This window comes from Arthrobacter agilis (genome assembly GCF_002953615.1).
In the GTDB taxonomy this organism is placed as follows: domain Bacteria; phylum Actinomycetota; class Actinomycetes; order Actinomycetales; family Micrococcaceae; genus Arthrobacter_D; species Arthrobacter_D agilis_B.
In genome coordinates this window covers 202,307-211,698 of the sequence record NZ_CP024915.1, presented here as the reverse complement: position 1 = coordinate 211,698, position 9,392 = coordinate 202,307, and the positions used below count along the sequence as shown (strand labels likewise).

Annotated in this window: 9 protein-coding genes and 1 tRNA gene; 5 read left to right on the top strand and 5 right to left on the bottom strand. The window is 68.6% G+C overall.

Features of this window, described 5'->3' with window-relative positions:
- Positions 1 to 255 precede the first annotated feature (255 nt).
- Complete coding sequence (locus tag CVO76_RS01030) at positions 256 to 1,011, top strand: ZIP family metal transporter (RefSeq protein WP_133080111.1); 756 nt, start codon at positions 256 to 258, stop codon at positions 1,009 to 1,011.
- A 52-nt stretch (positions 1,012 to 1,063) separates the two neighbouring features.
- Here CVO76_RS01030 and CVO76_RS01025 read toward each other — a convergent pair.
- Positions 1,064 to 1,137: transfer RNA gene (locus CVO76_RS01025), tRNA-Lys, on the bottom strand.
- Positions 1,138 to 1,281: 144 nt separating this feature from the next.
- Here CVO76_RS01025 and CVO76_RS01020 point away from each other — a divergent pair.
- From CVO76_RS01020 to CVO76_RS01010, 3 genes are all read left to right on the top strand, one after another.
- Positions 1,282 to 1,929: a hypothetical protein gene (locus tag CVO76_RS01020; protein WP_133080110.1), complete on the top strand. Its 648-nt coding sequence runs from the start codon at positions 1,282 to 1,284 to the stop codon at positions 1,927 to 1,929.
- Positions 1,930 to 2,143: 214 nt separating this feature from the next.
- Positions 2,144 to 2,761, top strand: a complete 618-nt coding sequence (locus tag CVO76_RS01015) for a DUF47 domain-containing protein (RefSeq protein ID WP_133080109.1) — start codon at positions 2,144 to 2,146, stop codon at positions 2,759 to 2,761.
- Positions 2,762 to 3,772, top strand: a complete 1,011-nt coding sequence (locus tag CVO76_RS01010; protein WP_133080108.1) for an inorganic phosphate transporter — start codon at positions 2,762 to 2,764, stop codon at positions 3,770 to 3,772.
- Positions 3,773 to 3,943: 171 nt separating this feature from the next.
- Here the strand turns inward: CVO76_RS01010 and pstB are convergent, their stop codons facing one another.
- The 4 genes from pstB to pstS form a co-directional block, all read right to left on the bottom strand.
- Entirely contained in the window at positions 3,944 to 4,723 is a 780-nt protein-coding gene (pstB, locus tag CVO76_RS01005; protein WP_133080107.1) for a phosphate ABC transporter ATP-binding protein PstB, read from the bottom strand.
- Between the two features lie 30 nt (positions 4,724 to 4,753).
- Entirely contained in the window at positions 4,754 to 5,860 is a 1,107-nt protein-coding gene (gene pstA / locus CVO76_RS01000) for a phosphate ABC transporter permease PstA (RefSeq protein ID WP_208740371.1), read from the bottom strand.
- Positions 5,861 to 6,793 carry a phosphate ABC transporter permease subunit PstC gene (pstC, locus tag CVO76_RS00995; RefSeq protein ID WP_133080105.1) on the bottom strand — a complete coding sequence of 311 codons (933 nt, stop codon included), beginning with the start codon at positions 6,791 to 6,793 and terminating at the stop codon, positions 5,861 to 5,863. It abuts the gene before it with no gap.
- Positions 6,794 to 6,935: 142 nt separating this feature from the next.
- Positions 6,936 to 8,054, bottom strand: coding sequence for a phosphate ABC transporter substrate-binding protein PstS (pstS, locus tag CVO76_RS00990; RefSeq protein WP_133080104.1), 1,119 nt, complete (start codon positions 8,052 to 8,054; stop codon positions 6,936 to 6,938).
- 223 nt (positions 8,055 to 8,277) lie between these two features.
- Between pstS and CVO76_RS00985 the strand changes: the two genes are divergently transcribed.
- On the top strand, positions 8,278 to 9,392 hold a 1,115-nt coding region (locus CVO76_RS00985), incomplete at its 3' end, for an FUSC family protein (RefSeq protein ID WP_208741656.1).

The window sequence follows — 9,392 nt, the reverse complement described above, 5'->3', positions numbered from 1 at the left end:
ACCGCCATGACGGCGCAGGCGGCCAGGCTTCCGGTGATGGCAGCGACGTCCAAGGGATTCCTCCTGCTCTCGTGCAGCGGGCCCGCGCCGGTCACCTGACCCGTCGTCGGGTTGCTCCTCCTACCAGTGCAGACGAGCGACGCCGATGAGTCAATGCCCTCTTCCGTCCGGGCCTTCCGTGCGCCGGTCCGCGCCCTGTGTCAGGCTGGGCCAGGTTTTTCGTCGTCGTGCCGTGTGCACCGGAAGGAGGCACCCGTGCCGCTGTGGCTGCAGGCCTTCACATGGGGTGCTGTCGCCGGTGGGGCCCTGCTCGTGGGGTCGGCCATCGCCTGGCGGTGGAACGTGCCGCCGCGGGTCGTGTCCTTCGTCATGGCCTTCGGCGCGGGAGTGCTGATCTCGGCCCTCGCCTTCGAACTCGTCGGCGAGGCGCAGGAGACGGGCGGGTTGGTACCCACGGCCCTCGGCTTCCTCGTGGGAGCAGTGGTGTACGTCGGAGCGAATGCCCTCCTGGCCCGGCAGGGCGCCCAGCACCGCAAGCGTTCGGGCGGCCAGCAGCCCTCCGAGAGCGAGGACGCCGGCAGCGGCAACGCCATCGCGCTCGGGGCGCTGCTCGACGGCATCCCGGAATCGGTGGTCCTCGGGCTCGGACTCGTGGCGGGCGGCGCCGTGAACCCGGCCGTGCTGGTCGCGATCTTCATCTCGAACGTCCCCGAGGGGCTCTCGAGCACCGCCGGGATGAAGAACGCGGGGCGCGGTCCCCGCTATGTCTTCGGGCTGTGGGGCGGCATCGCGCTGGCCTCGGGACTCTCGGCCCTCGCCGGGTACTCGCTACTGGCGGGAGCCTCGGGCGTGACGGTCGCCTTCATCACGGCCATCGCCGCCGGGGCGATCCTCGCGATGGTGGCCGACACCATGATCCCCGAGGCGTTCGAGCGGCAGCACATGCTCACGGGACTGATCGCAGCGCTCGGCTTCCTCACGGCGTTCGTGGTCCACGAGCTCGCCGGATAGACGACGGAAGGACCCCGGGATGCGTTCCCGGGGTCCTTCCGTCGTGCACAGGTGGGCCCTGTGGGGCTCGAACCCACGACCCACGGATTAAAAGTCCGTTGCTCTAGCCAACTGAGCTAAGGGCCCGCCACACCTGCCCGCCCGACGGATCCGAGGATGCCGCCGTGCAGGCGCGATGACCCGCTAACTTTATCGCAATCGATCCTGCCCCGGGGACCGCGCGGCAGCCCTGCCTTCCGGCCCGAATTTCCGCAGGAGTATCCTCGTTCCATGGACGGCGAATACACCAACAACAGCCCGCGGCCCCACAAGCCGAAGCCATTCGCTCCCGCGGACTTCGAGGTTTTCGCGGGTGGGGTCGATCCCTCGCGCGTGTCCGAGGCGGCGCACATGGCCGCTCATGCGCTGGTGCACCACGGGCGCGACGCCGAGGATCCCGACGTGACGCGCCGCCTCGTCGAGCTCGCCGACCAGCAGGGCCTCGAGGCCATCGCGGAGATGTGGGCGGAGAGCCCCGCCCGGTCCCTGCCGGGAGCGCTCTGGCGCCTGTACGCGCTCCGCGCAGCCACGCAGCAGAACCCCGAGCGCATCGCCGCCTACTTCGCCTCGGGCAAGGAGGTGGCCCAGGTCTCCAAGGTCGTCGCCGGTGTCGCCGAGCCGCCCGGTGCCACGGAGATGACCACCATGGCGAACACCATCCTCTCCGGGGCGTTCGAGGGCGAGTTCGACGTCGCGCTCGAGCGGTTCGCCGCGTTCTGCCGCGTCGTCGCCCTCGGTCAGGCGAACCACGCGGACGACGCCGAGCTGGCCAACGGCCCCCACGCGTCGAAGCTGACGCGCAATTCGCACCAGCTCATCAAGACCGCGGAGGATCTCGAGCACGCGGCGGCATCCTGGCGGCGCGGAGAGCTCGACTGAACCTCCTGCCGCCGGCGATGTTGACAGCGGCTCCGGGGAGGGCAAGACTTAACACGGCGTCGGACCGTGGAACCCCCGGGCTTCAACACTCAGCCGCTTCGAGCGGCCTTCCGCCGAGAGGCGCTCCCGGTTCGGCGCCACTACTTTGCCCTTCAGTACCCGGTACGGCTTCGGCCGGACCGCTGACTCCTTCATATCCTCCGAGGAAGACTCCGTGAAACTACGCCTCTTCCCCGAGGAGAACGCTGGCCTCGAACTCCTCTCCCGCATGGCCCGGCAGCTCGTGCTCGGCGTCGGGACGATGTCCGCCATCCTCGGCGCCCCCACCTCGGAGTACGACCGCCTGTCGGAGGAGCTGCACCAGCACGAATCGGCATCGACCGATCTGCACTTCGCCCTCCTGACGTCCATGCGGACGTCCTTCATCAATCCGCTCCCCCGCGAGGACCTCTACGCGCTGTCCCGGCTCCTCAACGAGGCCATCGAGAAACTCGACGGCGCCGGGGAACTCATCGCCCTGTACAAGCTGAGCAAGCTGAGCCAGCGGGCCGCCGACCAGCTCGAGGTCATCAACCGGCAGGCCGAACTCACCGCCGTCGCCATGCAGCGCCTGAATTCCATGGAGGACCTCGAGGAGTACTGGATCGAGATCCTCCGGCTGGCCCGGCGCGCCGAGCGCACGCACCGCAGCTGGTGCGCCGAACTCCTGAACGACCACAAGCCCCTCGTTTATGCGCGGCACCGCGACGTGGCGAACCAGCTCGTCGACGTCACCAAGGACATCCGGAGGGTCGCCACCCAGGTGGGCACCATCCTCGTCAAGGAATCGTAGGTGGAACCCCTCCTCCTCGGTGTGGTGGTCGCCGCCGCAGGCGGCTTCGCCTTCCTCAACGGCTTCCACGACGTCTCGAACTCCGTGGCGACCGCCGTGCGGACCCGGGCGCTCACCCCGACCGTCGCCGTCCTGCTCGCCGCCTTCTTCAATCTGGTGGGCGCGCTGCTCAGCACCTCCCTCGCGCTCTTCTTCACGGATGCGGGCATCGGTCTCCCGCCGGGCCCGACGGGCCTCGGCATCCTCGTCGCCGCCCTGCTCGCGGCCGGCAGCTGGGGCGTGTTCACCTGGTACCGGGGCAAGCCGTCGTCGTCGACCCACGCGTTGCTCGGCGGCATCATCGGCGCGGGTGCGGCGTCGCAGCTGGTGAGGGGCCCGGCGATGAGCGGGGCCGGTGAGACACTGTTGCTGCAGATCGTCCTGCCCCTCGTCCTGTCGCCGGTCGTCGCCTACCTCCTGGCGTACGCCGCGGTGTTCCCGGCGACCTGGCTGCTGCGGCACGGGTCCCCCGCGAAGGTGAACCGCGGCAACCGCATGGCGCAGTCGGTGCTGGCAGGGGCCTTCGCGCTCGGGCACGGGCTGCAGGACGGCCAGCGGACCATGGCCGTCATCCTGCTGGCACTCGTTGGCTCGGGGTACGCGAGCGGATCCGACATGCCCCTGTGGGTCCAGCTCTTCGCCGCCGTGCTGCTGGCATGCGGCTCCCTGTTCGGCGGCTGGCGCATCACGCACACCCTCGGCAACCGGCTGGTCCACATCGACCCGCTGCGCGGCATGACGGCACAGGGCGTCAGCTCGGCGATGCTGTTCATCGGCGCCATCTCGCTGCACTTCCCGCTCTCGAGCACGCACACGATGACGTCCGCGATCGTCGGAGCCGGCGCCAACCAGCGCTTCGCGTCCGTCCAGCGGCCCCGCGTGGTGCGCATCCTCGCGGTCTGGCTCTGGACCGCACCGGTCACCGCGCTGCTGGGAGCCGTGTTCTTCCTGGCGCTCAGCCCGCTGCTGTAATCGGCGCGGCCCGCGCCGTGCGGGAGGCCGCGTTCCCTGCCGGGCCCCCCGCCGATGCGCCGGAGACAGGGGCACCGCGCCTGGACTCCCTGCACAGGGAGGGGGAACGACGACGGCGGCCCCGTGGGAGCCGCCGTCGTCGCCGTCGATCGCCCGCCCGGGCGGTTCCCGCTATCCGAAGCGACCGGAGACGTAGTCCTCCGTCGCCTTGATCGAGGGCTTGTTGAAGATCGTGGTGGTGTCGTCGTACTCGATGAGCTTGCCCGGCTTGCCGGTGCCGGCGATGTTGAAGAACGCCGTCTTGTCCGACACACGCGCTGCCTGCTGCATGTTGTGCGTCACGATCACCACGGTGTAGTCGGCCTTGAGCTCGTTGATCAGGTCCTCAATGGCCAGCGTGGAGATGGGATCCAGTGCCGAACAGGGCTCGTCCATCAGGATCACCTGGGGCGACACCGCGATGGCGCGGGCGATGCACAGGCGCTGCTGCTGGCCGCCGGACAGGCCGGATCCGGGCCGGCCGAGGCGGTCCTTGACCTCGTTCCACAGGTTGGCGCCGCTGAGCGACTTCTCCACGAGGTCGTCGGCATCCGATTTGCTCATGCGCTTGTTGTTGAGCTTCACGCCGGCCAGCACGTTGTCGCGGATGGACATGGTGGGGAACGGGTTGGGCCGCTGGAAGACCATGCCGATCTGCCCGCGCACGGTGACCGGGTCCACGGCCGCGTCGTACAGGTTGTCGCCGTCGAGCAGCACCTCGCCCTCGACCCGCGCGCCGGGGATGACCTCGTGCATGCGGTTCAGGGTACGGAGGAAGGTGGACTTGCCGCAGCCGGAGGGACCGATGAACGCCGTGACGGAACGGGCTTCGATGTTGATGTTGACGTCCTCCACCGCAAGGAACTTGCTGTAGTAGACGTTGAGGTCCTTGACGTCGATTCGCTTGGACATTGCTTCCTTCGGGTGAGGTACCGCTGGCGCTTAGCGGCTGGTCTTGGGGGCGAACATGCGGGCGACGAACCGGGCGACCAGGTTCAGGAGCATCACCATGAGGATCAGCAGGAGCGCTGCGGCCCAGGCGCGCTGTGTACTCGGATCGGGCGCCGTCGGGGAGGTCGGCGTGAGAATCTGGTAGTAGATGAAGGTGGGGAGCGTGCTCATCCAGCCGCTGAAGACGTTCCAGTTGATGGAGCTGGCGAATCCCGCCGTTACAAGGATAGGGGCGGTCTCCCCGATCACGCGGGCGATCGAGAGGGTTACGCCGGAGGCGATACCGGAGATCGCCGTCGGGATCACCACGTTGGTGATGGTGCGCCACTTGCGCACGCCGAGGGCGTAGGACGCCTCGCGGAGTTCGTTCGGGACGATCTTCAGCATCTCCTCGGTGGACCGGACCACCACGGGGATCATGAGGACGGACAGGGCGACGGCCGCGACGAACCCCGTACGGGTGCCCGGTCCGAACAGGAGCGCGAACAGCGCGGCGGCGAACAGGCCGGCCACGATCGACGGGATGCCGGTCATCACGTCCACGAAGAAGGTGATCGCCTTGGTGAGGTTCTTGCCGGCACCGTACTCGACCAGGTAGACGGCGGTGAGCAGGCCGATGGGCACGGAGATGAGCGTCGCCCAGAGCGTGATCTGCAGCGTGCCGAGGACGGCGTGGTAGGCGCCGCCCAGCACGGGCGTACCGTTCTCCACGGCCTGGTTGTCCACGGCCCCGGTGACGCCGTTCATGGACGTGAACAGGAAGTTGTAGCTGAGGCCCGGGACGCCGCGCTCGAGGACGGTCCAGAGGACCGAGACGAGGGGCAGCAGCGCGATCAGGAAGGCCCCGTACACGAGGAAGGTGACGAGCCGGTCCTTCGCCTTGCGCTCGCCCTCCGCGACGGCCGTGACGAGGGTGGCGGCGAGGACGAAGACGATCGCCGAGATGACCGCCCAGCCGACGACGCTGAACCCGATCAGGGAGGAGAGCGCCGCACCGAGGATGACGGCGGCCGCGAGGACCACCCACACGGCGTAGGAGGGGAGGTGCCCGCGCGTGAGCTGGGACTGGCGACGCTGCAGGGTCTGGTTCGCTGCCATTTAGTTAGCTCCCGAGAATTCTTTGTGCCGGGTGATGATGAAGCGGGCGATCATGTTGACGATCAGCGTGATGACGAAGAGCACGAGGCCCGCCGCGATCAGCTCGTTGAGGCGCAGGCCGAAGGCCTCCGGGAAGTTCAGGGCGATCTCGGCCGCGATCGTCTGGTTGCCCGTCTTCACGAGGCTCGCGACGAGCGCGCCCGGCGAGAGGACCAGGGCCACGGCCATGGTCTCGCCGAGGGCGCGGCCGAGGCCGAGCATGGTGGCGCTGATGATGCCGGGGCGTGCGAACGGCAGGACGGCCATGCGCACCATCTCCCAGCGCGTGGCGCCCATCGCGAGCGCCGCCTCCTCGTGGAGGTTCGGTGTCTGCAGGAAGATCTCCCGGCTGAGCGACGTGATGATGGGGATCACCATGACTGCGAGCACGATGCCGGCGGTGAGCATGGTCTTGCCGGTCTGGCTGGCCGGTCCGGCGAAGATCGGGATCCAGCCGAGGTTCTCGGCGAGCCACGTGTAGCCCTTGGCGAGCTGCGGCGCGAGGACGATGTAGCCCCAGGCGCCGTAGATCACCGAGGGGATGGCCGCGAGCAGGTCGATGACGTACCCGAAGGCCCGTGCGAGGCGGCGCGGCGCATAGTGCGAGATGAAGAGGGCGACCGCGATACCGATGGGTGTCGCGATGACCAGCGCGATGACCGCGGCGATGACGGTGCCGATGACGATCGGCAGGATGTACGCGGCGAAGCCGTTGCCGCCGGTGATCTCGGTGGGGTCGGCAGTGAAGGTCGGTGCTGCCTGCACCAGCAGGAACACGGCGACGCTGAAGAGCACTGCCAGGATCAGGACGCCGGCCGTGAGGGAGATTCCCGAGAAGATCCGGTCGCCTGCGCGGCCTCGATCTGTCGTCGCTTTCAGCGTATTGGTTGACACGTCTCTGCCTTCCAGGGCGGTCGATTTCGTTTGCAGTGACGGCCCGGTGATGGGCCGACGGGGCGTCACTGCTGATGCCAGCCGTGAACGGCGGACGGTCCCGCCCGGTCTTTATTAGACCAGACGGGACCGGGATGCCTCGCTAGGAGGCGACCTTGATCGATTCGATCGAGGCCTTGGCCTTCTCGCTGAGCGACGCGGACAGCGGGGCGTTGCCGGCGGAGGCCTCGGCCTCCGCCTGGCCTTCCTCGCTGATGACGTAGGAGCCGAACGCCTTCACGAGGTCGACGGTCTCCTGGCTGTCGTAGGAGGTGCAGTACACGTGGTAGCTGACCAGGACGACGGGGTAGGCGCCGGACTCGGTGGTGTCGCGCTCGAGCTCGAGGGACATGTCGGTCTCGGGGCGACCCTCGACCGGGGTGGCGACCTCGACGGCCTTGGCGGCCGCGTCGGAGCTGAGTTCCGTGTACTCCTCGCCGACCTTGACCTTGGCCTTGCCGAGGTCTCCCACGGCGGAGGCGTCGGCGTAGGTGATGGCGCCGTCGGTGGAGGTGACCGTCTGGACGACACCCGAGGTGCCCTTGGCGTTCTCGGACTGCAGTTCTGCGGGCCAGGCGCCGCTGACCTCGTAGGTCCAGTCCTCGGGCGCCGCGGCGGCGAGGTAGTCGACGAAGTTCTCCGTGGTGCCGGACTCGTCCGAGCGGTGCACGACGGTGATGGGGGTGTCGGGGAGCTCGACGCCCTCGTTCTGGGCCGCGATCGCGGGATCGTTCCAGGTGGTGATCTTCTTGCCGAAGATCTGCGCGATGGTGGGTGCGTCGAGGTTCAGCTCGGTGACGCCCTCGAGGTTGAAGGCGATGGCGATCGGCGAGATGTAGGCCGGGATGTTGATGGCGCCGTCAGGGCCGCAGACCTCCATGGCCTGGGTCATCTCTTCGTCCTTGAGGTAGGCGTCCGAGCCGGCGAACTGCGCGCCGCCGCTCAGGAAGGCCTTGCGGCCCGCACCGGATCCGTCCGGGGAGTACTGCACCATGGCGCCCTGGTTGGCGGACTCGAAACCGGCCTTCCAGGCCTCCATCGCAGAGTTCTGCGACGAGGCGCCGATGCCGGTGAGGGTTCCGGACACCGCGGTGCCGGCGGCGGAGGACGCGGGTCCCTCAGCAGCGGGCTCGCCGGTGGCGTTGTCGGAACCACAAGCGGTCAGCGCCAGCGCGGCTACGGAGATAACTGCCGCAGCGCGGCCAAAGCGAAGAGCCTTCACGAAATTTTGCCCCTTCCAGGGATGTATTCATCGGTGCACGAGAGGCACTCGGTAGAGATGTACGCGTTCTTGTACATCCTCGAAGCTAGGCAGTGCAGGTAACGAGACTGACCAAGCGACATGAACGGAAGGTGAACAGCGTAGGGCCATTGACCTGCGTGGCCGGTTCGTACCGGTGAATGAGACGAACGTCTCGCTTCGATGCACCTCCTAGACTGGGGGCATGCCGCCGCGCCAGGGAGTCTCCGCCGCCCTCGGCTTCCTGCGTAAACGCTCCCGCACGGGACTCAAGCGCAGTTCCGGGTCGGTGGTGGCCGCCGTGCAGATGACGGTGTGCGCGGTCGGGGCCTACGCCTTCGCGGAAGAGGTCCTCGGGCACAACGGACCGCTGTTCGCTGCGACCTCGTCGATGATCTCCTTGGGTTTCTCGCGCGATCCGCGCATCCGCCGGGTGCTCGAGGTGGCGATCGGCTGCACGCTCGGCATCTCGGTGGGCGACCTCCTGCTGACCTTCTTCGGCACCGGGCTCTGGCAGGCCGCGGTCGTCCTGTTCATCTCGATCCTGCTGGCCCGCTTCCTGGACAGCGGCACCATCTTCACCACCCAGCTCGGGCTGCAGTCCCTGCTCGTCGTACTGCTCCCGGCGCCGCAGGGGGGACCGTTCACCCGCAGTGTCGACGCCATCGTGGGCGGCCTCTTCGCGCTGGTGATCACCATGCTGCTGCCACGTGATCCCCGCCGCGAGCCGAAGACGAACGTCCGCGGCCTCCTGGGTGAGCTGTCCGGGGTGCTCCGCGAGAGCGCCTCCGCACTCCGCACGAGCGATTCGACCCTGGCGTGGCATGCGCTGGTCCGGGCCCGGAGCTGCCAGGCCCAGCTCGACAGCCTGACCGGCAGCATGAAGGCGGCGCAGGAGGTCGCCCGCATCTCCCCCGCCTACCGGCGGCACCGCGATGAGCTCGGGTCCCTGCGGAGCGCCGTGGAGTCGATCGACCTCGCCATCCGCAACAGCCGTGTCTTCTCCCGCCGGCTGACCTCCGCGATCAACCATGCCGCCCTGACCGACGAGGCCATCGAGGCCCTCGGCCAGTCACTGGAGGACACGGCGGACGCCGTCGACGTCCTGTCCCGCGCGCTGTCCGCCCGGGACTCCGCCGAGCGGCGCCTCAACCTGCGGCAGGCACGCAACGACCTGGCGGCCGTCGCCACCGACCTCCACCCCGCCACGCTCAACATCAGCCGGCTCGAGGGCGAGGGCCTCGTGCTCCTCCTCCGCCCGCTCGTCGTGGATCTGCTCGAGGCGACGGGCCTCTCGCACGAGGACGCCGCCGACTACCT